The following is a 23,387-nucleotide window of genomic DNA, read 5'->3' as shown; positions in this document are numbered from 1 at the left end:
GGAGGACGGGAGCAGTGTCGAAACCCCTGGAGGACCGCGCCAAGGGCTGCCTGGTCGGGGCCGCTGTCGGTGACGCGCTCGGCGGACCCGCCGAGGGCTGGACGCCGGAGGACCTGGTCGAGCGCTACGGAGGCCGCATCCAGGGGATCGTGCCGCCCTTCTACGAGAACTGGCGCGACGCGCGGCCGATCGCGCCGTACCACAAGGGCGACGGCAACGTCACCGACGACACCCTGATGACCCACGCGCTGGTCCGGGTCTACAGCAAGGTGCGCGACCACATCGACGCGTACTCGATCGCCGAGCACCTGGTGCCCGAGCTGATCGGGAATAAGGTCTGGATCCCCGAGCTGGAGGCGGAAGCGTTGCCGCTGCAACGCATCTTCCTCGCGGAGAAGTGGATCGTCGCGCGCCTGCACTACGGGCACGTCGATCCGCGCGAGGCCGGTGTCGGCAACATCGTCAACTGCGGCGCCGCGATGTACATGGCTCCCGTGGGCGTGGTCAACGCGGGCAACCCGGACGCCGCGTACGCCGAGGCCGTCGAGGTCGCCGGGCCGCACCAGTCCAGCTACGGCAGGGAGGCCGCCGCGGTCTTCGCCGCCGGTGTCGCCTCGGCGTTCCACCCGGACTCCACTGTGGACAGTGTGGTCGCGGACTGCCTGCGGCTGGCCAAGGACGGCACCCGTGCGGCGATCGCGGCGGTGTGCGAGGCCGCGTGCAAGTACGACGACTGGGAGGCCGCGATCCCCGTGCTGCGGGACGCGGTCGAGCCCTTCGACACGGTCGGCCCGGAGTACCGCAAGCCGGGCCTCGGCGCCCGCAGGCCGAGCAGGCTGCACTCGATCGAGGAGCTGCCGATCGCGCTGGGCATGCTCGTGGTCTCGCGTGGCGACACCCGGGGGACGATCCTCGGCGGTGTGAACTACGGCAGGGACTGCGACTCGATCGCGAGCATGGGCGGCGCGATCTCCGGTGCCCTCAACGGTCTCGCCGATGTGCCGCTGGAGTGGCGCGAGCGCGTCGCGGAGGCCAGCAGGCTCGACCTGGAGGCTCCGGCCGTCGCGTTGGCGGAGGTCGCCCGCGAGATCTTCGAGCGCGATGTGCGCCGACGCAGGGAGCACGAGGACGCGTTCCGCGTGCTGCTCGCCGGGCGGGCGTGATGCGCCTGTCCTGGGTGCAGCCCGAGGACCTGGTCGGCCATGAGCTGCGGCAGGCCGAGGAGGACGGCCGTGACGCGAGCGCGGTCGCGCGTCGGTGGCTGGACGCCGGTGGTGAGCTGAGCCCGGCGCTGGCCGGGGCCTCGCCTTCACCGGCTTCCGCCGAACTGCGCGCGTTGGCGGGAGAACTGCTGGACGAGCTCGCGCTGCTGCCGGGAGCGACGACGGAGCCGACAGGGCTCGTGGAGATCAAGGCTCTGTGCCCGCAGTGGACGGACGACTGCGGTTCACACGAGCCGGAACTGGGCCGGGTGCACGGTGCCTGGCTGGGCCGCGCGGTGGGCTGCCTGCTCGGCAAGCCGGTGGAGAAGATCCCCCGCGCCGGGATCGAGGAGATCGCCCGCGCCACCGGGAACTGGCCGATCCGGCAGTACTTCACCGAGGTCGGGCTGCCCGAGGAGATCGCGACGCGGTGGCCGTGGAACCGGCGCAGCAGGCCGACCAGCCTGATCGAGAACATCGACGGGATGCCGGAGGACGACGACCTCAACTACCCGTTGCTGGCGCTCACGCTGTTGGAGCGCACCGGTCCCGGCTTCACCACCGAGGACGTCGCGGACCTGTGGCTGGCCGAACTGCCCGCGGGGCGGACCTTCACGGCCGAGCGCATCGCGTACCGGAACCTGTTGCTGGGTCACTCACCCCCGGAGACGGCGAGCTACCGCAACCCGTTCCGCGAGTGGATCGGCGCGCAGATCAGGGCTGACCTCTTCGGCTGGATCAACCCCGGCAAGCCGGGCGCCGCGGCCGAAGCGGCGTGGCGGGACGCGGTCCTCAGCCACACCGCCAACGGTGTGTACGGAGCGATGTTCGTCGCGGCAGCGGTGTCCGCGGCAGCAGTGCTGGACGAACCGTTGCTGTGGCTGCGAGCAGGGCTCTCGGTTGTCCCGCCGCAATCCAGGCTCGCCGTCGCGGTTCGCGATGCAATCGTTGCCGCGCAAGAAGAAGAGGACTGGGGCCGCGTCCTCGACCGCATCTACGACAGCCACGGACACCTGCACTGGGTGCACGCGGTGAACAACTGCGCGCTCGTCGCGGCCGCGGTCGTGCACGGCCGCGGTGACTTCGAGGCGTCGATCTGCCGAGTCGTCGCGGGCGGTTGGGACACCGACTCCAACGGTGCGACGGTCGGTTCGCTCCTCGGTGCGCGCCTCGGAGTTGACGCGCTACCGCGGGAGTGGACGGATCCGCTGAAGAACCGGCTCGCGACGACCGTCGCCGGGATGGACGGGATCGGCTTCGACGAGCTTGCTGCGCGGACGGTCGCCGTTGCGGGGAAGGGAAAGCGATGATCGTCGTGCTTGGCAGCGCCAGCATGGACTTGACCACGTACGTGGCCGTCGCGCCCGCCCTCGGGGAAACCGTGATGGGGCGGGAGTTCCGCACGGTCCCCGGTGGCAAGGGCGCGAACCAGGCGATCGCCGCCGCGCGAGCCGGTGGCAGCGTCGCGATGATCGGCGCGGTCGGCGACGACTCCTTCGGTGAGCCGGTGCGGCGGACGCTCGCGGAGTCCGGAGTGGACGTCGCGGGGCTGCGCACCGTTCCCGGCCCCACGGGCACCGCGCACATCGTCGTCGACGACGACGGCGGGAACTCCATCGTCGTGGTGCCGTCGGCGAACGCGACGATCACCGGAACCGAGGAGGGCGACGCGGAGCGGATCGCCGCGGCCGACTTCCTGCTGTTGCAGCTCGAAGCACCGATGGCCGCCGCGATCGCGGGAGCCGAGGTCGCCAGGGCGAACGGCACGAAGGTCGTGCTCACCCCGGCGCCGACCCAGGATCTCCCGGACGCGCTGCTGTCCAATGTGGACATAATCGTGCCGAACGAGCACGAGGCGCGCGCACTGTCCGGAGTGGACGATCTGGACAAGACGATCGAGTGGCTGCTCGACCGCGTCCCCGTCGCGGTCGTGACCCTCGGCGAGCAGGGCTGCCTGTACGCGGCGCGCGGCGAGGAGCAGGTCAGAGTGCCCGCCTTCGCGGTGACCGCGGTGGACACCACCGCTGCCGGTGACACGTTCGTCGGCGCGCTCGCGGTGGCGCTCGGCGAGGCCAAGCCGGTCGTCGAGGCGTTGACCTGGGCCAGTGCCGCGGCGGCCCTCGCGGTGCAGCGACCGGGCGCGTCCAGCTCGATGCCGGAGCGCGCCGAGATCGAGGCCCTGGTGGCGGGCGAGGAGGAAGGACGGCGATGACCGGACCGCTCGACGGGCTGCGGGTGCTGGACATGTCCACCCTGTTCGCGGGGCCGCTCGCGGCGACCCTGCTCGGTGACTTCGGCGCCGAGGTGATCAAGGTGGAGCACCCGCGCAGGCCGGACCCCTCGCGGGGGCACGGACCGGCCAAGGACGGGATCGGCCTGTGGTGGAAGCTGCTGGGCCGCAACAAGAAGACCACCACCATCGATCTGTCCTCATCGGACGGTCAGGCCCTGGTGCTGAAGCTGGTCGAGACCTGCGACGTGGTGATCGAGAACTTCCGCCCCGGCACGCTGGAGCGGTGGAACCTCGGCTACGAGCGGTTGTCCGAGGCCAACCCGGGCCTGGTGCTGGCGCGGGTCACCGGTTTCGGCCAGTTCGGGCCGTCGGCGCGGCGGGCGGGGTTCGGCACGCTGGCCGAGGCGATGAGCGGGTTCGCCGCGATCACCGGTGAGCCGGACGGTCCGCCCACGTTGCCGCCCTTCGGGCTCGCCGACTCGATCAGCGCGCTGACCACGGCGTACGCGGTGATGGCCGCGCTCAACGGGCGGGCGAGCACCGGCAAGGGGCAGGTGGTCGACCTCGCGATCATCGAGCCGATCCTCACCGTGCTCGGACCGCAGCCGATCTGGTACGACCAGCTCGGCTACGTTCAGCCGCGCACCGGCAACCGGTCGATGAACACCGCGCCCCGCAACACTTATCGGACTTCCGACGACAAGTGGGTCGCTGTCTCCACGTCGGCGCAGAGCATCGCGGAGCGCGTCATGCGCCTCGTCGGACGCGAGGACCTGATCGACGAGCCGTGGTTCGCCTCCGGGGTTGAGCGCGCCGCGCACGCGGACGTGCTGGACGAGGCCGTTGGCGGCTGGATCGCCAAGCACACCCGCGACGAGGTGATGGCGGAGTTCGAGCGCGCGGAGGCTGCGGTCGCTCCGATCTACGACGTGCGCGACGTGCTGGAGGACCCGCAGTACGAGGCGCTCGGCACGCTCACGCGGGTGCCCGATCCGGAGCTGGGCTCGGTGCTGATGCAGAACGTCCTGTTCCGCCTCTCCGAGACGCCGGGGGAGATCCGGTGGGCGGGCCGCCCGCACGGCGCCGACACCGACGAAGTGCTCGGCGGGCTCGGGCTTTCCGAGGCGGAGATCGCCGACCTGCGTGCCCGGGGTGTGGTGTGACCGCGCTGACCTGGCTCTACGTTCCCGCCGACCGGCCGGATCGGGTGGTGAAGGCGTTCGCGTCCGGTGCCGACGTGGTGATCGTCGACCTGGAGGACGCGGTCGCTCCGGATCGCAAGTCCTATGCGCGGGATGCCGCGAAGGACGTGCTCGCCGAGCCCGCACCCGTTCCGGTGCACGTGCGCGTCAACGCGTTGGACGGGCCGCTGGCGGACGCCGACATCGCCGCTCTTGCCGGGTTGCCCGGGGTGAGCGGACTTCGGCTGCCCAAGGTCGTCGATCCGCTCGACGTGCGCCGCGTCGCCGAGCGCGCTCCCGGACTGGCGCTGGTGCCGCTGCTGGAGTCGGCGCTCGGGGTGGAGCGGGCCTTCGAGATCGCCTCCGCGGGTGTGGCCGGGATCGCGCTGGGCGAGGCCGATCTGTCGGCCGACCTCAGTTTGTCCACAGAGGATGGTTTGACCTGGGCGCGGAGTCGCGTGATCGTGGCGGCACGGGCGGCGGGTCTGCCTCCTCCTGCCCAGTCGGTGTACACGAACGTGCGCGACCTGGAAGGGCTGCGCCGCTCCTGTGAACGGGGCCGGGCACTGGGATTCCTCGGCCGCGCCGCGATCCACCCCGCACAGCTGGAGACCATCGCGAACGCTTACCGGCCGACGGAAACCGAGCTGGCCAGGGCGCGCGAGATCGTCGAGGCCGCGCTCACCGACGCCGGTGCGCTCGCCCTGCCCGACGGCCGGTTCGTCGACGCGGCACTGGTCGAAGGCGCCAGGCGCACGCTTTCCCTTGCAGGGGAATAATTTCGACGTTCTTCGGCATCGGCGGCACGGTCGCGCGGGCCTGCCTGCCGTGAAGGGATGAACACACTCCGGATCGGTGCCCAGGTCGGCGCGGCCAAGGCCGCGGCACGGCTGCTGTCCGCCTTCGGAGATCTGTTCGCGCAACTCGGACGACCGCGCTGGCTGGAAGATCCTTACCCGCTCTACGAACGGATCCGGGCGAAGGGGCCGGTGTACCGCGCCCCGTCCGGGATCAGGGCGGTGTCGTCCTTCGCGCTGTGCGACCAGGTGCTGCGGGACCGGCGCTTCGGCATGAAGACCGCCGAGGGCGTGACCATGCCCGGGCTCGGGTCGGTGCAGGAGCACTTCCCGGAGAGCTTCCTCGACATGGACCCGCCGGACCACACACGGCTGCGCCGCCTGGCCGCTCCGGCCTTCACGCCGAGGAGCGTCGAGAGCTACCGCCCGCGCATCGGCTGGATGGTGGAGGACTTCCTCTCCCGCGTTCCCGATCGGTTCGACCTCGTCACCGAAGTGGCGGCCCCGTTGCCGATCGCCGTGGTCAGCGACCTGCTCGGCGTTCCCCCGGTTGATCGAGCGCGCTTCGCCGAGTACGGCGCCCTGGTCGGCGCGGCACTCGGTGGTGTTCGTCCGGTGCGCCAGGCGAAGGAGCTGATCGCCGCTGCCGAGGCGCTGTTCGAGCGACTGGTGCGGGAGCCCCGCGGAGACGTGATCGGCGACCTCACAGTGGCGCTGGGGGAGGAGAAACTGACCGCGCGGGAACTGTTCGGCATGGCGATGCTGCTACTGATCGCGGGCTTCGAGACCACCGTCAACCTGATCGGCAACGGCGTGATCTCGCTGCTGCGCAACCGTTCCCAGTGGGAGCTGCTGCGCGCTGATCCGTCCTTGGCCGCGGCCGTCGTCGAGGAGACGCTGCGCTACGAACCGCCTGTGCAGGCGACGGTGCGGATCGCGCACACCGACGTCGAGCTGGCCGGGCAGCGGATCAAGGCCGGTCAGATGGTCGCCGTGCTGATCGCGGCGGGCAACCGTGACGCGGCGGTGTTCGCCGACCCGCACCGCTTCGACATCACCCGCGCCGGAGTGCCCGAGCACCTGGCTTTCTCCAGCGGAATCCACTACTGCCTGGGCGCGCGCCTCGCCCGCATCGAGACGGAGATCGTCTTCCGCACCCTGGCAGAGCGCATGCCGTCCCTTCGCCTCGCGGGCCCCGTGCGCTGGCGCCCCGCCACCGGCCCCCCTCAGCCTCCCCGTCACCCGGAGTTGAGCTGGGCGTGCGCGGCGGCACGGGCGGCGAAGACCTCGTCCATGTGGTCCTCCGCCCAGGTCTTGATGGTGGCCAGCACGGGGAGCAGCGAAGCGCCCAGCGGGGTCAGCTCGTAGTCGACGCGCGCGGGAACGCTCGCCGTGACGGTGCGGGTGAGCAGGCCGTCGTACTCGGCGCAGCGGAGGGTGTGCGTGAGCATCTTCTGGCTCGCGCTGGGCAGGGCCGCCCGCAGCTCGCTGTGCCTGCGCGGGCCCGACGCCAGCTCGGCCAGCACCAACGCCGTCCACTTGTCACCGATCATCGCCAGCAGGTGGAACGTGGGGCACGCGGCGAGGAACGCCTCGTGCTCGGCCTTCTCCACATCACGGCGCTGCTGCGCGGTCATCGTCACGACACCTGCTCCTCCCCATGGCACTTCGAAGTGCCTCCTTCCGGACAACACGCGCCCGTCGCAGGCTGTTCCCCACACGAAGGAGGAAATGCCGTGAGAGTCATCGAACTGTCCGAGTACGGCGGCCCCGAGGTGCTGCGTCTGGCCGAGCGCCCGGAGCCGGAGGCGCGGCCGGGCCGGGTCAGGGTCCGGGTCGCCGCGAGCACGATCAACCCGGTGGACCAGGGGATCCGGGCCGGTGTGATGGGGGAGTTCCCGAAGCCCCTCGTCCTCGGGTGGGACCTGGCGGGCACGGTGGTCGAGGCGGCCGAGGGCTTCCACGCGGGCCAGCGCGTCGTCGGCATGGTGCCCTGGTTCGCCTCCGCGCACGAGGGCACCTACGCCGAGGTGGTCAGCGTCGAGCCCGGGTGGCTGGCGCCGTTGCCGGAGGACGCCGACCTGGTCGCCGCGGCCACCATCCCGCTCAACGCGCTCACCGCGAGCCAGGCCCTCGGCCTGCTCGGCGTCCACAGTGGACAGAAGTTGCTGGTGACCGGGGCGAGCGGCGCGGTCGGCGGCTACGCGGTGCAGCTCGCCGCGCGGGCCGGGATCGACGTCGTCGCCGTGGCCTCCGCCGGGGACGAGGACCACGTCGCCGGGCTCGGCGCGAAGGAGGTGATCGGCCGTGCGGACCTGGACCGGCAGCGGGTGGACGCGGTGCTCGACGCCGGGGTGGCCGGGCCTTCGCTGATCGGTGCGGTCCGCGACGGCGGCGCCTTCGTCGCGGTGGTCCCGCACGGCCTGCCGGAGCCGGAGCGCGGCGTCCGGGTCTCGCGGGTCGAGGTGGAGCCGGACGCGGCCAGGCTGCGCGAGCTGGTCGCCTCCGGGCTCAGCACGCGGGTCGCCGACGTGCTGCCGCTGGCCGACGCGGCCGAGGCGCACCGCAGGGCGGCGGCGGGCGGCCTGCGCGGCAAGCTCGTGCTGCGCGTCAGTCGAGGATGAGGCCGCCGCCCGGACCGTGGAAGTGCGCGATCAGCTGGGGCTGCCTGCCCTGCTCCACCGGGTAGGCGATGCCGAGGGAGCGCAGTGCCGCGCCGAAGCGCACGGGCTGCGGGTGCCGGACCGTGAGGGACTGCAGCCGCAGCCCGCCGGGCAGGCCGGTGCTCGGGTGCTCGGTGGTGCCCCAGTCGATGAAGGTCGGGGTCAGGTCGCCGGACAGCGCGCTGGTCAGCCGCCAGGCCAGCCGCGTGCCGTCCGGGCGGTTGCGGACCATCTCCATCGCGTCGCCCGGTTCCAGGCCGACGCCGCGGGTCCGCGCGATCAGCCCCGGCAGGTCGGTGGTGCGGAACACCCAGCCGACCAGCCGGGGTTGTTCGATCCCGTCGATGCCGAACAGCCGGGGCCTGCGCGGGGCGGGCTGGGCCGGGTCCGGCGCGATGACCTCCAGGAAGGTCCGGTTGTCCAGTCCCAGCAGGGCGTTGTGCGTGCCGAAGCCCTGGTGCCGTCCGCCAGGTGAGGCGCGCAGGCCGGTCAGCCGCGCCAGTTCGGCGACGCCGTCGTCGAGATCGGGTACCGCGTAGACGAGATGGTCCAGCATGGGCTACTCCGAGGCCGCTCGGGGAAGCGCCGACCGTATCGGCAGCCCGACCGCGTTGCCCAGGGTTCCGGGGAAATAGTCGGTGAAAACCCAAAGAGTCCACAGTGGAGCATTCAGCGCCGTCGCCCGGCGGCCGGGCCCTGCCGCTGTCCGCGGCCTCCCGGCCCGGGCACCGCTCCGCGTCGGCCCGGCTCCTCCCCGCAACTGATCCGTGACGAACGACGCCTCGTCCCCGGGCGCGTCCTCCGATAGTGTTTTCGGCATGCCGAAAAGTCGAGTGATGTCGCGCCGAAAGAGGGGCGCGGTGCTGGTGGCCGTCGCCCTGCTGATCGCCGGCTGCTCGGATGCCCGGGGAGCGGGTGAGCGCAAACGGGTGCTGACCACCTTCACCGTGCTCGCGGACATGACCAGGGCGGTGGCCGGGGACGCCGTCGAGGTCGAGTCGATCACCAAGCCGGGCGCGGAGATCCACGAGTACGAGCCGACGCCGAGCGACCTGAAGAAGGGCGCGGGCGTGGACCTGGTGCTGGAGAACGGTCTCGGCCTGGAGCGCTGGTTCGACCGCTTCGTGCGCGGGGTGGACGCCAAGCGGGCCACGCTCAGCGCGGGGGTCGAGCCGATCCCGATCCGCAGCGGCCAGTACGAGGGCAAAGCCAACCCGCACGCGTGGATGTCCCCGGCGAACGCGCGGATCTACGTGCGCAACATCGTCACGGCCCTGTCCGAGCTGGACCCGCGCAACGCCGCGGTCTTCAAGGCCAACGCGGAGCGCTACGAGGCGCAGCTGACGGAGATCGACACGTTCCTGCGCTCCGAGCTGGGCAAGCTCCCGCCCAGCCAACGCGCGCTGGTCACCTGCGAGGGCGCCTTCTCCTACCTGGCCCGCGACGCCGGTCTGCGCGAGGCCTACCTCTGGCCGGTGAACAGCGACGAGGAGGGTACCCCGCAACAGATCGCCGCGACCGTCACCTTCGTCAGGGAGAACGCCGTGCCCGCTGTGTTCTGCGAGTCCACCGTCAACGACAAGGCCCAGCAGCAGGTCGCGCGCGAGACCGGCGCACGGCTCGGCGGCACGCTCTACGTCGACTCGCTCTCCGAGGAGGGTGGGCCCGTGCCGACCTACCTGCGCTTGCTGCGCTACGACGCGGAGACCGTCGTCGCGGGGCTGACCGGGAGAAAATGATGAGCACCGCCGACATGAGCACCGCTGTCAAAGCCAGGGGACTCACCGTCCACTACGGGGACGTGCTCGCGCTGGACGACGTGGACGTCACGGTGGAGCGCGGGCGGATCTGCGGCCTGCTCGGCATGAACGGCTCGGGGAAGTCGACCCTGTTCAAGTCGCTGATCGGCCTGGTGAAGCCCGATCGCGGCGCGATCACCTTGCACGACAAGGACCCCGCCGTCGCGCGCCGAGAAGGACTGGTCGCCTACGTTCCGCAGTCCGAGGCGGTCGACTGGGCTTTCCCGGTGCGCGTCGTCGACGTCGTGTCGATGGGGCGCTACGGCGCGCTCGGTGGTGCCCGTCGGCTGAAGGCGGCGGATCGCGCGGCGGTCGACGCGGCCCTGGAGCGTGTCGGGCTGACTGAGTTCGCGGGCAAGCAGATCGGCGAACTCTCCGGTGGCCAGCGCAAACGTGCTTTCGTGGCAAGGGGAATCGCCCAGGAAGCGCGGCTGCTGTTCCTCGACGAGCCCTTCGCCGGGGTGGACAAGCGCTCCGAGGCCACCATCGTCGAGCTGCTGCGTTCGCTGCGCGACGAGGGCCGCACGATCGTGGTCTCCACCCACGACCTCGCGGGCGTGCCCGCCCTGTGCGACGAAGCCATCTTGTTGCGCCGGAAGGTGTTGTTGCATTCGGACATCGAGACCGCGCTCTCGGCGGAGCACCTGGGCCGGGCGTTCGGGCTGGACGGGGTGGTCGCGTGACCGCCGACGTCCGCGCCGAGGTGCGCCGCTCAGCCGAGGGGCCATCGCCACAGTTCTCAGCGGAGGCGCTGTCATGACAGTCATCGACTGGCTCACCGAGCCGTTGCAGTTCGACTTCATGCGGCGGGCCCTGCTCGTCAGCGCCGTCGCCGGGCTCGTGTGCGCGGTGCTCTCGTGCTGGGTGACGCTGATCGGCTGGTCGCTGCTCGGCGACGCCATCGCGCACGCGGTGCTGCCCGGGGTCGTGCTCTCCTACATCTTCGGGCTGCCGTTCGCGGTGGGTGCCTTCCTCTTCGGCGGGCTCGCCGTGACGCTGATCGGCGTGGTCAGGGACACGACGCGGATCAAGGGCGACGCGGCGATCGGCGTGGTGTTCACCGGCCTGTTCGCCCTCGGCCTCGTCCTGGTGTCCAAGACGCCGAGCCAGATCGACCTCAACCACATCCTGTTCGGCAACGTCCTCGGCGTCTCCGACAGCGATATCGCGCAGGTCCTCGGCATCGGCGCGCTGACGCTGGCCGTGGTCTTCCACAAGCGCCGCGACCTCACGCTCTACGCCTTCGACCCGGTGCACGCGCACGCGATCGGCCTGCGGCCCAAGCGGTTGGGCGCGCTGCTGCTCATGCTGCTCGCGCTGACCGTCGTGGTCGCCCTGCAGGCGGTGGGCATCATCCTGGTCTCCGCCATGCTGATCACCCCAGGCGTGACCGCGTACCTGCTGACCGACCGCTTCGAGCGGATGCTCATGATCGCGGTCGCCGTCTCGGTGAGCAGTTGCGTGCTGGGCACCTACCTGAGCTTCCACGTGGACAGCTCGACCGGCGGGACGATCGTGCTCTGCCAGGCGGTCGTGTTCGCGGTCGTCTACCTGTTCGCGCCGCGCCGGGGCCTGCTCGCGAACAGATCGAAGACCCGCTCGCGGGGTCGAGCGTCAGCGACGAAGCGCCGGAACGCCATCTCCGAAAGAGGCTCCGTAAGGTAGGGACCATGGCGACCAAGCGGCCCTCGTCTGCGATCGAGGACTACCTGCGGGCGATCTACGGGCTCGTCGAACGCGGGGTCGAGGTCAGCAACGCCACCCTCGCGAAACGGCTGCGGGTCAGCCCCTCCTCGGTGTCCGGCATGGTGGCCAAGCTCGCCGACCTCGGCCTGGTCACGCACGTGCCCTACCACGGGGTGGAGCTGACCGAGCCGGGCAGGCGCGCCGCGTGCGACGTGCTGCGCAGGCACCGGCTGATCGAGCTGTACCTGGTCGAGGAGCTGGGCTACACCTGGGACGAGGTGCACGTGGAGGCGGACGTGCTCGAACACGCCGTCTCCGACTCCCTCGTCGAGCGGATCTCGGCCAAGCTCGGCGACCCCACCCACGACCCGCACGGCGACCCGATCCCGGCTGCGGACGGCTCGGTGGAGCAGCCGCCGACGCACCTGCTGCGCGACCTCGAACCCGGGGCGACCGGGGAGGTGGCCAGGGTCTGGGACACCAACCCGGAGATCCTGCGGTACCTGGCGCACAACGGGATCACCCTGGGCGCGCGGATCGAGGTGCTGGAGCGCCAGCCCTTCGGCGGCCCGCTGGTGGTCCGGGTGGGGGAGCGCACGCACTCCCTCGGCACCGAGGTGACCGCGGTGCTGCTGATCCGGGTGCCGACTACCGCTCCGTGATCGCCGGGGCGGCGGGCACCGGGTAGCCGGACGGGCCCAGGTGCTTCTCGATGGACTTCCGCCACTCCCCGCTGGAGATCATCTTCTCGATGGCCGCGTTGATCCGCGCCCGGCCGTCGGCGTCCTCGCGGCGCAGCCCGATGCCGTAGCGCTCCTCGCTGAACGGCTTGCCGACCAGCTTCAGCAGCTCCGGGTGCTGGGTGGCGTACCCGGCGAGGATCACGTCGTCGGTGGTGACCGCGTCCACGTTGCGCACCAGCAACGCGTTCACGCACTCGCTGTAGCGGAAGTACTCCACCAGCTGCGCCCCCTTGGCGTAGCGCTCCTTCACCTTCTGCGCGGAGGTGGAGTCCTTGACCGAGCACAGCTTCTTGCCGTTGAGCGACTCCGGCCCGGTGATGTTCGTGGTGCTCTGGCTGACCAGCAGCCCCTGGCCCGCGATGAAGTACGGCCCGGCGAAGCCCACCCGCTGCTTGCGCGCGTCGGTGATCGAGTAGCTGGCCACCACCAGGTCCACCCGGCCGTCCTGGATCATCGCCTCGCGGTCGGGGGTCCTGGCCTCCTTCCAGACGATGTTCTCCTTGCGCACGCCCAGTTCTCTCGCGACGTAGACCGCGACGTCGACGTCGAAGCCCTCGAACCAGGTGTCGGTGATCTTGCGCCCGAGCCCGGGCTGGTCGAACCGGATGCCGATGGTGAGCTTGTCCTCGGCCGCCGCCCGCGCGACCACCGAGTTCCTGTCCCCCGCGCTCGCGCAGCCCGCGCCGAGCAGGGCGAGGGCGAGCAGGGCAGCACCGAACCGGAATCTCACACCGCGCTCCTAGCGAGAAAACGCTCGCCCCCCTCGGCGCACGCCGGAATACGGGGACCATGTCGTTACGCGAAAGTATTCCGCGTCCCCGGGACGGTCAAGTCGTGATCATGACCCGTCGCCCGACCGAAACAAGATCGTGAATTCCGTCGGTGAAACGGATGTGTGTTCTTTACCGGTCGGTGTCCTACCTCGTGCAGGAAAAACGGCGGGCCGAATACCGGCCCGCCGTTCGCATCCGTGTTCTCAGTCGAGTTCGGGAGCGCCGAACAGCTGCCGCCGCTCGCCCCGGATCCGCCCGTCGATCCACCAGAACGCCTCGATCAGCACCACCCCGATCAGCACGCTGACCAGCGCCGGAGTGACCACGGCGGCATTGGACGGGTCGAGCTGGAAGAAGGACTGGCTGACCGGGATCAACAACAGCCCGAGATACATGGAGAACATCGCGGCCAGCAGCACGAGCTTCCACCAGACATACGGCCGGGCCACGATCATCAACACCCAGAGCGCGATCCCGCCCAACGCGATGAACGTTCCGGTACTCGCCTGGACCACCGTCACACCCGGAGTGGCGTGCGCGTTGAGATAGGTCACAAATGCCGCGACGGAGATCACCGCACCCGCCGGGATCGCCATCCGCATCACCCGCGAGACGAAGCCGCTGCGCGCCCGCTCGTAGTTCGGCGCCAGTGCCAGGAAGAAGGCGGGCAGACCGATGGTGAACCAGCCGAGGATCGTCACGTGCCTCGGCAGGAACGGGTACGGCAGCTGGGCGATGCCGACCATGAAGGCCAGCAGCACCGAGTACACCGTCTTGGTGAGGAACAGGTTCGAGACCCGCTCGATGTTGCCGATCACCCGGCGGCCCTCGGCCACCACGTGCGGCAGCGTGGCGAACTTGTTGTCCAGCAACACGATCTGCGCGACCGCGCGGGTGGCCGGGCTGCCGGCGCCCATGGCGACGCCGATGTCGGCGTCCTTGAGCGCCAGCACGTCGTTCACACCGTCGCCGGTCATCGCGACGGTGTGCCCCTTGGACTGCAACGCCCCGACCATGGCGCGCTTCTGACCCGGCGTGACCCGGCCGAAGACCGCGGCGCCCTCGACGGTGTCGGCCAGCTGGTTCCGCTTGTCCGGCAGGGTCCGCGCGTCCACCGGCCGCTCGGCACCGGGCAGGCCGAGGGAGCCCGCGACCGCGCCGACCGACAGCGCGTTGTCCCCGGAGATGACCTTGACGGCCACGTTCTGCTCGGCGAAGAAGTCCAGCGTGTCCTTGGCGTCCGGCCTGATCCGCTGCTCCAGCACGACCAGCGCCACCGGTGTCACCACGCCCGGCGCCTGCGCGTCGTCCACCGCGAGCGAGCTGCGGCCCAGCAACAGCACGCGCAGCCCCTGCGCGCCCGTGCGCTCCGCCTCCGCCCGCACCGGGTCGTCCTCGGCGAGCAGCACGTCCGGGGCGCCGAGCACCCAGTCGCCCTCGTCGGCGAAGCTCGCCCCGCTCCACTTGCGCGCGGAGGAGAACGGCGCCGCCGCGGTGAGCTGCCAGCCCGGTGCGTCCGGATGCGCCTCCGCGATCGCTTCCAGACTCGCGTTGGGACGCGGATCGGCGACGGCCAGCGCCGCCAGCGCCTCGTGCACCCTGGCCGCGGGGTCGAGCACGCGCACCTCGGACAGGCGCATGCCGTTCTCGGTGAGCGTGCCCGTCTTGTCCGCGCACACCGTGTCGACCCGGGCCAGGCCCTCGATCGCGGGCAGCTCCTGCACCAGGCACTGCCGCTTGCCCAGCCGGATCACGCCGACCGCGAAGGCCATGCTGGTCAGCAGGATCAGCCCCTCCGGCACCATCGGCACCAGCGCGGCGACCATGCCGCTGAGCGCGTCCGGCAGCGCCTGCGAGTTGTTGAACAGCTGGTTGTAGATGCTCAGCGCGCCCGCGGGGATCAGCAGGAAGGTGATGAACCGCAGGATCTTGTCGATACCGGAGCGCAGCTCCGAGGACACCAGGGTGAACTTGCTGGCCTCCTCGGCGAGCTTTGCCGCGTACGCCTCGCGCCCGACCTTCGTCGCGCGGTAGGTGCCGGTGCCCGCGCACACGAAGCTGCCGGAGAGCACCTGGTCGCCCGGCTGCTTCAGCACCGGGTCGGACTCGCCGGTCAGCAGCGACTCGTCGACCTCGAGCCCTTCACCCGCCAGGGCGATCCCGTCGACCACGATCTTGTCCCCGGGGCCCAGCTCGATGACGTCGTCGAGCACCACCTCGTGCGGTGCCACCTCGACCGCGGCGCCGTCCCTGCGCACCACCGGCTTGGCCTGGCCCACGATGGCGAGCTGGTCCAGCGTCTTCTTCGCGCGCAGCTCCTGGATCATGCCGATGGCGCTGTTGGCGATGATCAGCAGGCCGAACAACCCGTCCGGGATCACCCGGCCGATGGCCACGATGATGCCGAAGAGCACCGCGAAGATGGCGTTGATCCGGGTGAACACGTTCGCCCGGACGATCTCGCCCACCGTGCGGCTGGCCCGCGCGGGCACGTCGTTGGTCTGGCCCGCCGCCACCCGCCTGCGCACCTGGTCCGCGGTGAGCCCGCGCCGCGGATCGACCTCGTCGGTGGTGACCGGAGTTCCCATTGTCGACACGCCGCGATGGTACGGGCGTCCCGCTGAGAGCGGTGCCACCCGGAACGGGAGGTCACCTGCCTGAACGCTCTCAGGCGCAGCGGCCTACCATTCCGCCCCCGGAGGACTGGACACCAAGCTACTGGGGGACCGCCACCATGACGAGCTCCGGCTGGATGCCCGTATCGCCCTGCGGCCAGGGCTGCATCGACGCACCGGGAGCCGCGCCGCAGGTGTGGCCGACGACCCGGGTGTGGCGCGTGCTGATGGCGCTGGGCGTCCTGCTCGCCGCGATCCCGGTGCTCTCGGTCCAGCGGTTGGTCAGCCCGGAGCGCGGGCGCCGCCTGATGTCCTCGTGGTGCCGCATGCTGCTGCGCGCGCTCGGCCTCCGCGTCGAGGTGCACGACTCCGAACCGGGCCCGGCCGGTCCGGCCCTGCTGGTGGCCAACCACGTGTCCTGGCTGGACCCGGTGGTGCTGATGGCGGCCGTGCCGATGCGCGTGGTCTCCAAGACCGGCATCGGCGAGATCCCGATCATCGGCGGGCTGGCCCGCGGCGCGGGCACGATCTTCATCGACCGGCCGAGGCTGTCCCAGCTGCCCGGCGTCGTCGGCCAGGTCACCGCCGCGCTGCGGGAGGGCACCACCGTGGCCGCCTTCCCCCAGGGCACCACCTTCTGCGAGCCCGCCAAGGGCCGCTTCCGCCCCGCCCTGTTCCAGGCGGCGGTCGACGCGGGTGTGCCGGTGCGCCCGGTGCTGCTGGACTACCGGCTCGACGACGGCAGGCCCACCGCGGCCGCGTCCTTCCTCGGCGACGAGAGCATGGGCACCGCGATGCGCCGCACCCTCGGCGCCCGCGGCCTCGTGGTGCACCTGCGGCTGATGCCCGCCGTGCCGCGCGAGGGCGCCGACCGCCGCGCCCTGTCCCTGGCCGCCGAGGAGGCCGTGTCCAAGGTGCCCGCCTGAGGGCAGGTACCATCACGGCTGCTCGTTTCCCTTCTCGTGATGGTGGTGCCGCTTGTCCCGTGGGCCCCGTTCCACCGCATCCGGCCTCCACTTCCTCCGCTCCAAGCAGGTGGGTGCCGAGCTGGTCGCCTCCGCCGGGATCGGCCAGGACCACCTCGTGATCGACTTCGGTGCCGCCGTCGGCTCGATCACCGCGCCGCTGGCCGAGACCGGCGCCAGGGTCCTCGCCGTCGAGCGGGACCGCGGCTTCGTCGAACGGCTGACCAAGAAGTTCGCCACCGCGGAGAAGGTGCGCGTCGTCGACGGTGACCCGCGCTCGATCCCGTTGCCGCGCAGGAAGTTCTGGGTGGTCTCCAGCCTGCCCAAGCTGGTCGCCGACGACGTCCTGCGCCGCCTGCTCAACCCGCCGAGCAGTCCGTTCGCCGGGGCCGAGCTGGCGCTGGAGTTCGGCGTGGCGAAGAAGCTCACCGCGGCCCACCCCAGCGCGCTGGAGGTGGCCTGGTGGTCCTCCCGGTTCGACATCCGGGTCCGCAGGCGGCTGCCCGCGACGAACTTCCAGCCCAACCTGCGCGGCGACGCCGCCCACGTGTCGATCCGCCGCCGCGAGGGCTTCACCCGGCAGACCGACCGCGTCCTGTGGACCCTGCTGCACGCCGCCTACGGCGCCCCCGAGCGCGGTGCCCGCACCGTCCTGGCCAACTCCATCCCCGGCAACCGCGCCAAGCGGCTGATGACCGAGGTCGGCGTCCCCGGCGGAGCGCCCGCCGAGGTGGTGACCATCCAGCAGTGGAGCCAGATCGCCAAGGTCCTCGGCGAGGACAAGACGCTCAGCTGGCCCGCGATCCCCAAGACCCTCGACAAGACCTGACCGTGGCTTGCGCACTGAATGAGTCATTGGGGTAGTTGAACGCACCGAATGACTCATTCAGTGCGTTCAACGCACCAAACGCGGCATTGGCGGCCCGCGTTGTGACCGCACTTGATGAGTCGTTTGCGGGGTGCGCAATGAGGTCTCGTGCGGGTGGATGTGCTGGAGCGAGGCCGGAGGGTGGGTCAGCATTCGGCCATGCCGTTGGTGTACCTGGACAAACCACCGTTGCCAGTGCCCGCCGCACTGAAGTTGAGCGACAACGCGGACGACTACCACGATCTTCCGCTCGCTCCGCAGGGCGAGCTGAAAGTGAAGAACGTCCTCGAAGTGCGTGAGCTGCTGCCCCACCAGTTGTCGGTGCTGTTCGCGCTGTCGATCGACACCGCGCTGCCGGAGGACCTTCCTTACGTGCTCACCGACTGGGCCGATTTCGTTCGGAGACTGCACGATCTCGAGTACCAGTTCACCCGGCTGCTCATCGACGAGGGCTGGTTGGAGCGCAGCGACACCGAGCCCCGCCCGCGCTCCCACGGAGGCCGGATGTTCGTCGACGGCAGGGAGGTCATCTGGGTCGACGACTAGCCCCCAACCCGACCTGACCGTGGTTTACGCACTGAATGAGTCATTGGGGTAGTTGAACGCACCGAATGACTCATTCAGTGCGTTCAACGCACCAAACGCGGCATTCGTGGCCCGCGTCGTGACCGCGCAATGAGATCTCGTGCGGGTGGATGTGCTGGAGCGAGGCCGGAGGGTGGGTCAGCATTCGGCCATGCCGTTGGTGTAGCTGGACAAACGGCCGTTGCAGGTGCCCGCAGCACTGGCGCTGAGCGACCGCACGAAAGACTACGACGACCGAGTACCAGGCCACGGTCCGCTGGTCGTCACTCCCAGGGGCGACGCCGAGCTGGGCCCGCTGCTCCGGGAGAGCGGATGTTCGTCGACGGCCGCGAAGCGGTGTGGTGCGTGTGCTCTAGCGGCGGGTCGGGTTGAGGGCGCGGTAGAGCTCGACCCAGACGTCCGGGTGGGCGAAGGCGACCACGGTGTCCTGGCGCAGGCCCACCTCGTCGAACGCCTTCGCGACCCGCTTCGGCGAGTACATTTTGGACAGTGAGGCGCGGAGGCTCCCGCCGATGCCGGTGAAGCCGAGAGCCACCAGCTTCTCGTAGTCGCGCAGCTCCCTGGGCCGCAGCAGCGGCTTCTCCCTGCGGGTGATGTGCAGGATGCCGGAGTCGACCTTCGGGATGGGGCGGAAGTGCTCGCGGGGGATCTTGCCGCACAGCTCCCAGGAGAACAGCGGCCAGGTCTCCACGGTCCGCTGGCTCCACCGGCCGTACCAGCCGCTGCGCTTGCGCGCGTACTCCAGCTGGGTCATCAGCGTCGCCGAGGTCAGGTACCGCGCGTCCAGGCACCAGTCCACGATCGCCGAGGTGACCGAGTACGGGATGTTGGCGACCACCTTGAACGGCTCCGCGGCGGGCAGCACCCCCAGGAAGTCGCCGAAGTCCAGCTCGACGTTGTCCCACCGGCGCAGCTTCGGCTCCAGCGCACGGGCCAGGTACGGGTCCACCTCGTGGGTGACGACGTAGCGGGCGCGCTCGGCCAGCACCTCGGTCAGCACGCCCTCGCCCGCGCCGACCTCGAAGACCAGGTCCTCCCGGCCGACCCGGGCCACGTCGACCATGCGCCGCAGCGATTTCGGGTCGCGGAGGAAGTTCTGCCCGTAGACCCGGCGGTTCTGATCCCGTTCACTGCGGCGCGTCGACACGGGGACAGCCTCTCACGCCTCCGACGGCGGTGAGAGCCGGTCCACCGTCCAGCGGATGACGTTGTCCTGCAAGGAAACCTGGATGATCGCGGGCGTCTCGGTGTCGCCGAGCCTGGCCAGCAGCTGCACCAGCTGCTTGCGCATCTCCGCGGCACCGGCGTACGGCAGCGCCGGGGTGAGCGCGTGCGTGTGCAGGTCGCCGTCGTCGTCGGGCACGCCGAGCTCGGCGTGCAGGGTGACGTCCTGCGGGGTGTCCGGGCGGGCGCGCTCGCCGTACTTGGACCGCAGGGTCAACAGGGTGATGGCCGAGGGCTGGATGAGGTTGCCGTCCACGTCGGCGAGCCACAGGCGCTGCAAGGTCATGCCTAGATCATGCCTGCCTCGCCCTCGGTGCGGAGACTGTCGGTGCCTTACGGCATCCTGCGCCTGGCCGTCACGCATGCGCCGGCCCGCGGGAAACCCCCGCAAGAAGCACTAAGGAGAGGCAATGCCCCCAACTTCCACCCTGTCGGGTCTGTCCGAGCAGGACATCGCCCACATTCGCGCCGAGCTGGACTCGGGTCGTCTGCCGGTCGTCTGGTTCACCGACGCCGCGGTGGGGGTGGAGCAAGGGCGTTCCGGCAAGATCATGGCCCTCACCGATCCGGACGAGGGTGACTTCATCCAGATCCGCCCGACCGGCTCGATGGACGTGCTGTCCTTCAACCCGGCCGAGGTGAGCATGGTCAAGCCGCCCCGCAGGAACCCCAGCCAGACCGCGCACGACCGAGAGGACAACACGGTGACCGCTCCCACCGAGCAGCAGGCACCCGCCACCCCGCAGAACCAGGAGGCCACCCCGGCGAGCACGGCGAGCACGGAGACCCCCGCCGCCGAGGCCGCTCCGGCGCCCGCCCCGGCCAAGCCGAAGGCCAAGCCCGCGGCCAAGAAGCAGGTGTCCGCCGCGGGCGCCGAGCTGACCGTGACCCTGTCCGCCAACGCCGAGGGCGAGTGGACGATCGAGGTCGTCTCCGGCAAGAAGAAGTCCAAGCCCGCCCCGATCACCCCGGCCGCGGTCGGCCAGGTCGCCAAGGCGCTGGACGAGGAGGCCGCCGAGGCCATCGAGTCCGTGCTGGCCGCCGCCCGCGAGCGGCACGCGGCCCGGGTCGAGGCGCTGCGCGCCGAACTCGCCGCCGCCGAGGAGGCGCTGCAGGAGCTGGAGGGCTGAGCCTTCCGCACGAAAGGGTGACCTGCGTCACCACAGTGCCGGGAACGGGGTAACACGATCGGGGGTCTCACCCGGGAGTGCCGTTCCCGGCACTTCCCGTCTCCGGCCCCCAGGAGTCCAGGTGTCCACGATCGCCAGTCCGCGGCGCGGCGCGACCGCCGTCCTCGCCGTCGCCGCCCTCGCACTGACCACGAGCACCGCCTGCGCCCGGCCCCAGACCGGCGAGGCGGTCGCCGCCGCGGCCCCGCCGCCGAGCTCCAGCTCCGGCCGCACCGCCTCCCCGAGCACCTCGGTGGAGCCCGCGGGCAAGGCGACCAAACCGCTGACCGAGCCGGGGACCACGCTCAAGTACGGCCAGGAGGCCGTGATCGAGCACGACTCCAGCTCGAAGGTCTACACCGTCGGCGTCGTCCCGGTGAAGGTCGAGAAGGGCAACTTCCAGGAGCTGGCGGCGGCCGGGCTGAAGATCGAGGAGAAGACCTCCGCGGGCAAGGTGCCCTACTACCTGACCTACAAGCTGGTGAACCGGATGGAGGGCACGCTCAGCAGCGGTATGACCACGCCGTCCCGGTTCAGCGTCGTCGACAAGACGAACAAGCCCGGCGGGCGGCTGATCGTGATCGCGATCGGTGGGCTGAAGCTCGACGCCTGCCCGATCAAGAGCGTCCCGAGCGGCTGGTCGAGCGACCAGGAGCACACCACCTGCGACATCCACCTGCTGCCGGAGGGCGCGGAGCCGGGCAGCGTGGTCTACCGCCAGGCGATCGGCAAGTCGCCGATCACCTGGACCCCATAACCCCCTCTGACCAGGCGTTTATCGGCCGGGGTGAAGGCGGGGCGCCGCCGTCCGGCCGTTGATCATCGGTGAACGGCAGTCCGGTGGTCGGTGGTGTGACCGTCGCGACGCTCACCCCGCTGCTGCTGGGCGACGCGCTTCGCCCGGTGGGCGCTGCCGCCCGGGAAACCGCCGTCTTCCCGGGCGGCGCGGTCCACAATTCCTGTGTCGCCGCTAACACCTCACGGGAGCGGGCCGACATCAAACACGGAGCCCGAGCACAGGGCTCGCCAGCCAAGGAGTCATGTCCGTCATGAGCGCAGAAGCCGCCATCGCGATCGCCGAGGACCCGGTCACAGACCGGAAGACGACCAGGGGCGCCAGCCTGCCCACCGCGCCGTGCAGCGTGGTCTGGAGCGGCGGTCACGCCTACGTCCTCGAAGGCGGCCACGGCCGCAGCCACTGGGTCGGTGTCGACGACCGCGGCCGTCCCACCCTGATGAGCCACGCGGACCTGCAGCGCCGCGGCTGGAGCCGCACCCGCCTGTAGCCTCCCGCGCCCGGCACTCCGCCGTGTGGCAGGCTTGCCGCGCAAGCGGGTGCGGGCGAAACGCGGCGCGCCTCCCCGTTCCCCGGCTCCGCCGCGTCTGCGGTCGAGGAGTCCAGGTGGAACGCGAAGCGGGAACGGCGACCCCGTCCGGCGGGGAACTGCCCCAGTCCGACCGCGTCTGGACCATCCCGAACATCCTCAGCATGCTGCGCCTCGCGGGCGTGCCCCTCTTCCTGTGGCTGTTGCTCGGCCCGAGGGAGGACGTGCTCGCGATCATCGTGCTCGCCGTCGGCGGGTTCACCGACTGGCTCGACGGCAAGCTCGCGCGCTGGCTCAACCAGGGCAGCAAGCTCGGCGCCATGCTCGATCCCGCCGCGGACCGGCTCTACATCCTGGCCACGCTGATCGCCTTCGGGATCCGGGAGATCCTGCCCTGGTGGGTGATCCTCGCCCTGGTCGGCCGCGAGGCGGTGCTGGGCCTGAGCCTGCTGGTGCTGCGCCGTTACGGCTACGGCGCCTTCGAGGTGCACTACACCGGCAAGGCGGCCACCTTCGTGCTGCTCTACGCCTTCCCGTTCCTGCTGCTCGCCGACGGCACGTCCACGCTGGCGGAGATCGCGCGGCCGATCGCCTACGGCTTCACCATCTGGGGCGTGCTGCTCTACCTGTGGGCGGGCGTGCTCTACCTGGTCCAGCTGGCCGCGGCGATCCGCAAGGGCAAGGTCCCGGGGACGGGGGCGCTCACGGGTGCCTGAGCGGCCGCGCTACGACCTGAGCAGCTCGCTGCTGCGCCAGCTGCTCGGCGACCACCTCGACGCCGGGTACGCGGCGGCGCACCGCAGGCGCGCCGGTCGGCCGGTGCCGTGGCTCGCCCAGCGGGTGTGGTTCGCGGTGGGCGCGCTGCTCCTGGGCTCCCTGCTGGGAGTCGCGGCGACCAACGCCGCGGCGCGCCAGCCCGGCGCGGAGGAGACCAAGCGCGGGCTGGTCGCGGGCGTGCGCGCCGAACGCGCCGACACCGAGGCGCTGGCCCGCCGGGCCGCCGCGCTCGCGAAGCAGCTCGACGAGGCGCGCACCGCCGCGCTCGCCGGCGACGGTCAGGGCCGGGCGGTGCTCGACCAGCTGACCCGGCTCGAACGCGCCACCGCCGCGGTGCCGGTCACCGGTCCCGGGCTGCGCGTCACCGTGGGCGACCCGCCGGAGCGGCGGCGGACCCGCTCGCGCGAGAACATCCTCGACCGCGATCTCCAGGTGCTGGTCAACTCGCTGTGGGCGAGCGGTGCCGAGGCGGTCGCGGTCGGCGGGCACCGGCTGCAGCCGAGGGCGGCGGTGCGCCAGGCGGGCGGCATGCTCGTGGACAACCGGCCGGTCACCCAGCCGTACGTGCTGGAGGCGATCGGCAACCCCGAGGAGCTGGAGACCCGCTTCGTCGGCACCGACGGCCACGGCCGGTTCACCACGTTCGCCCAGCTCTACGGCACCACGTTCACCGTGGAGCGGGTACCGGAGCTGCGCTTGGCCGGGGCGCCCGCCGACGAGCCCAGGCTCGCGGTGGCCCCCGCCGCGCCCATCGCCCCACCCACCACGCCAGGGAGGTAGTC

24 protein-coding genes and 1 pseudogene are annotated in these 23,387 nt (G+C 71.1%); 19 read left to right on the top strand and 6 right to left on the bottom strand.

The window, feature by feature from the left end:
• The first annotated feature begins 14 nt into the window (after window positions 1–14).
• The 6 genes and pseudogenes from BLT28_RS14865 to BLT28_RS42695 all read left to right on the top strand — a co-directional run.
• Window positions 15–1,163 (top strand): ADP-ribosylglycohydrolase family protein, encoded by a 1,149-nt coding sequence (locus BLT28_RS14865; protein WP_030429499.1) that lies wholly within the window; start codon window positions 15–17, stop codon window positions 1,161–1,163.
• On the top strand, window positions 1,163–2,512 hold the full coding sequence (locus tag BLT28_RS14860) for an ADP-ribosylglycohydrolase family protein (protein WP_052407294.1): 1,350 nt from the start codon (window positions 1,163–1,165) through the stop codon (window positions 2,510–2,512). The genes BLT28_RS14865 and BLT28_RS14860 overlap by 1 nt, the downstream gene beginning before the upstream one ends.
• Window positions 2,509–3,414 (top strand): ribokinase, encoded by a 906-nt coding sequence (gene rbsK / locus BLT28_RS14855; RefSeq protein ID WP_030429501.1) that lies wholly within the window; start codon window positions 2,509–2,511, stop codon window positions 3,412–3,414. The genes BLT28_RS14860 and rbsK overlap by 4 nt, the downstream gene beginning before the upstream one ends.
• A complete protein-coding gene (locus tag BLT28_RS14850; protein ID WP_030429502.1) occupies window positions 3,411–4,598 on the top strand; it encodes a CaiB/BaiF CoA transferase family protein in 1,188 nt (395 codons plus the stop codon). Before rbsK ends, BLT28_RS14850 begins: the two co-directional genes overlap by 4 nt.
• On the top strand, window positions 4,595–5,395 hold the full coding sequence (locus tag BLT28_RS14845; protein ID WP_030429503.1) for an HpcH/HpaI aldolase/citrate lyase family protein: 801 nt from the start codon (window positions 4,595–4,597) through the stop codon (window positions 5,393–5,395). The genes BLT28_RS14850 and BLT28_RS14845 overlap by 4 nt, the downstream gene beginning before the upstream one ends.
• Window positions 5,396–5,452: 57 nt before the next feature.
• Window positions 5,453–6,562 (top strand): annotated as a pseudogene (locus BLT28_RS42695) (cytochrome P450); the annotation flags it as partial.
• An 89-nt stretch (window positions 6,563–6,651) separates the two neighbouring features.
• Here the strand turns inward: BLT28_RS42695 and BLT28_RS14835 are convergent.
• Entirely contained in the window at window positions 6,652–7,050 is a 399-nt protein-coding gene (locus BLT28_RS14835; RefSeq protein WP_081900304.1) for a winged helix-turn-helix transcriptional regulator, read from the bottom strand.
• Between the two features lie 99 nt (window positions 7,051–7,149).
• Between BLT28_RS14835 and BLT28_RS14830 the strand changes: the two genes are divergently transcribed.
• A complete protein-coding gene (locus BLT28_RS14830; RefSeq protein WP_030429506.1) occupies window positions 7,150–8,037 on the top strand; it encodes an NADP-dependent oxidoreductase in 888 nt (295 codons plus the stop codon).
• On the opposite strand, the gene BLT28_RS14825 is transcribed toward BLT28_RS14830, so the two are convergent.
• Window positions 8,024–8,632: a VOC family protein gene (locus BLT28_RS14825; protein ID WP_043811426.1), complete on the bottom strand. Its 609-nt coding sequence runs from the start codon at window positions 8,630–8,632 to the stop codon at window positions 8,024–8,026. The genes BLT28_RS14830 and BLT28_RS14825 overlap by 14 nt on opposite strands.
• A 280-nt stretch (window positions 8,633–8,912) precedes the next feature.
• On the opposite strand from BLT28_RS14825, the gene BLT28_RS14820 reads away from it, so the two are divergent.
• The 4 genes from BLT28_RS14820 to BLT28_RS14805 all read left to right on the top strand — a co-directional run bounded on the left by BLT28_RS14820 (window position 8,913) and on the right by BLT28_RS14805 (window position 12,223).
• Window positions 8,913–9,815 (top strand): metal ABC transporter substrate-binding protein, encoded by a 903-nt coding sequence (locus BLT28_RS14820; protein ID WP_231950789.1) that lies wholly within the window; start codon window positions 8,913–8,915, stop codon window positions 9,813–9,815.
• Window positions 9,816–9,829: 14 nt separating this feature from the next.
• On the top strand, window positions 9,830–10,558 hold the full coding sequence (locus BLT28_RS14815) for a metal ABC transporter ATP-binding protein (RefSeq protein WP_030429509.1): 729 nt from the start codon (window positions 9,830–9,832) through the stop codon (window positions 10,556–10,558).
• A gap of 73 nt (window positions 10,559–10,631) precedes the next feature.
• Complete coding sequence (locus BLT28_RS14810; RefSeq protein ID WP_043811428.1) at window positions 10,632–11,540, top strand: metal ABC transporter permease; 909 nt, start codon at window positions 10,632–10,634, stop codon at window positions 11,538–11,540.
• A 5-nt stretch (window positions 11,541–11,545) separates the two neighbouring features.
• On the top strand, window positions 11,546–12,223 hold the full coding sequence (locus tag BLT28_RS14805) for a metal-dependent transcriptional regulator (RefSeq protein WP_030429511.1): 678 nt from the start codon (window positions 11,546–11,548) through the stop codon (window positions 12,221–12,223).
• Here the strand turns inward: BLT28_RS14805 and BLT28_RS14800 are convergent.
• Both BLT28_RS14800 and BLT28_RS14795 read right to left on the bottom strand, forming a co-directional pair.
• A complete protein-coding gene (locus BLT28_RS14800; RefSeq protein ID WP_030429512.1) occupies window positions 12,210–13,034 on the bottom strand; it encodes a glutamate ABC transporter substrate-binding protein in 825 nt (274 codons plus the stop codon). The genes BLT28_RS14805 and BLT28_RS14800 overlap by 14 nt on opposite strands.
• A gap of 246 nt (window positions 13,035–13,280) precedes the next feature.
• The gene (locus BLT28_RS14795; RefSeq protein ID WP_030429513.1) at window positions 13,281–15,665 is read right to left on the bottom strand and encodes a cation-translocating P-type ATPase; all 2,385 of its coding nucleotides are present in this window, start codon (window positions 15,663–15,665) and stop codon (window positions 13,281–13,283) included.
• A 146-nt stretch (window positions 15,666–15,811) separates the two neighbouring features.
• Here BLT28_RS14795 and BLT28_RS14790 point away from each other — a divergent pair, with 146 nt between their 5' ends.
• The 3 genes from BLT28_RS14790 to BLT28_RS14780 all read left to right on the top strand — a co-directional run bounded on the left by BLT28_RS14790 (window position 15,812) and on the right by BLT28_RS14780 (window position 18,071).
• A complete protein-coding gene (locus BLT28_RS14790; protein WP_052407296.1) occupies window positions 15,812–16,618 on the top strand; it encodes a lysophospholipid acyltransferase family protein in 807 nt (268 codons plus the stop codon).
• Window positions 16,619–16,670: 52 nt separating this feature from the next.
• Window positions 16,671–17,486: an rRNA adenine N-6-methyltransferase family protein gene (locus BLT28_RS14785; protein WP_043811430.1), complete on the top strand. Its 816-nt coding sequence runs from the start codon at window positions 16,671–16,673 to the stop codon at window positions 17,484–17,486.
• Window positions 17,487–17,684: 198 nt separating this feature from the next.
• Window positions 17,685–18,071: a hypothetical protein gene (locus BLT28_RS14780; RefSeq protein WP_030429516.1), complete on the top strand. Its 387-nt coding sequence runs from the start codon at window positions 17,685–17,687 to the stop codon at window positions 18,069–18,071.
• A gap of 391 nt (window positions 18,072–18,462) precedes the next feature.
• Here BLT28_RS14780 and erm read toward each other — a convergent pair whose 3' ends face one another.
• Together erm and BLT28_RS14770 are read right to left on the bottom strand one after the other, a co-directional pair.
• A complete protein-coding gene (erm, locus tag BLT28_RS14775; RefSeq protein ID WP_052407297.1) occupies window positions 18,463–19,257 on the bottom strand; it encodes a 23S ribosomal RNA methyltransferase Erm in 795 nt (264 codons plus the stop codon).
• Between the two features lie 12 nt (window positions 19,258–19,269).
• Window positions 19,270–19,620 carry a hypothetical protein gene (locus BLT28_RS14770; RefSeq protein WP_030429518.1) on the bottom strand — a complete coding sequence of 117 codons (351 nt, stop codon included), beginning with the start codon at window positions 19,618–19,620 and terminating at the stop codon, window positions 19,270–19,272.
• Between the two features lie 124 nt (window positions 19,621–19,744).
• Here BLT28_RS14770 and BLT28_RS14765 point away from each other — a divergent pair, with 124 nt between their 5' ends.
• The 5 genes from BLT28_RS14765 (at window position 19,745) to BLT28_RS14745 (ending at window position 23,385) form a co-directional block, all read left to right on the top strand.
• A complete protein-coding gene (locus BLT28_RS14765; protein WP_030429519.1) occupies window positions 19,745–20,464 on the top strand; it encodes a DUF6319 family protein in 720 nt (239 codons plus the stop codon).
• Window positions 20,465–20,585: 121 nt separating this feature from the next.
• On the top strand, window positions 20,586–21,260 hold the full coding sequence (locus tag BLT28_RS14760; protein WP_030429520.1) for a hypothetical protein: 675 nt from the start codon (window positions 20,586–20,588) through the stop codon (window positions 21,258–21,260).
• Window positions 21,261–21,552: 292 nt separating this feature from the next.
• Window positions 21,553–21,789, top strand: coding sequence for a hypothetical protein (locus BLT28_RS14755; RefSeq protein ID WP_081900305.1), 237 nt, complete (start codon window positions 21,553–21,555; stop codon window positions 21,787–21,789).
• A 116-nt stretch (window positions 21,790–21,905) separates the two neighbouring features.
• On the top strand, window positions 21,906–22,544 hold the full coding sequence (locus tag BLT28_RS14750) for a CDP-alcohol phosphatidyltransferase family protein (protein WP_407638803.1): 639 nt from the start codon (window positions 21,906–21,908) through the stop codon (window positions 22,542–22,544).
• Window positions 22,537–23,385, top strand: a complete 849-nt coding sequence (locus tag BLT28_RS14745) for a DUF881 domain-containing protein (RefSeq protein WP_052407298.1) — start codon at window positions 22,537–22,539, stop codon at window positions 23,383–23,385. The genes BLT28_RS14750 and BLT28_RS14745 overlap by 8 nt, the downstream gene beginning before the upstream one ends.
• Window positions 23,386–23,387 lie beyond the last annotated feature (2 nt).

Origin of the sequence: Allokutzneria albata, assembly GCF_900103775.1 — a bacterium.
GTDB classification, from domain to species: Bacteria; Actinomycetota; Actinomycetes; order Mycobacteriales; family Pseudonocardiaceae; genus Allokutzneria; species Allokutzneria albata.
The sequence above is the reverse complement of the archived record's forward strand: the minus strand, read 5'-3'. Positions and strand labels throughout refer to the sequence as shown.